The following is a 241-nucleotide window of genomic DNA, read 5'->3' on the forward strand; positions in this document are numbered from 1 at the left end:
CGGCAGTGCGGCTGTCGGCATGATGGTCGGCTATGTCCGTGAGGCTGCTCTATCTGATCTTCGTGCGGGTGTGCGGGTGGCTGGTTCTCCTCGGCTGTTCGTCGGCGTCCAAGAACATCGAGCTGCTGGTGCTGCGACATGAGGTCGCGGTGCTGCACCGTACCCAGCCGAAGCCCCGGTGGGACTGGGCGGACCGGGCGGTGCCCGCCGCACTGATCCGACTCCTGCCCAGGGCGCTGCG

Annotated in this window: 1 pseudogene; it reads left to right on the plus strand. The window is 68.0% G+C overall.

The window, feature by feature from the left end:
* Positions 1-32: 32 nt before the first annotated feature.
* A pseudogene (locus FMEAI12_RS00245) lies at positions 33-241 on the plus strand (transposase); the annotation flags it as partial.

It is taken from the genome of Parafrankia sp. Ea1.12, assembly GCF_900465275.1.
GTDB lineage: Bacteria > Actinomycetota > Actinomycetes > Frankiales > Frankiaceae > Parafrankia > Parafrankia soli.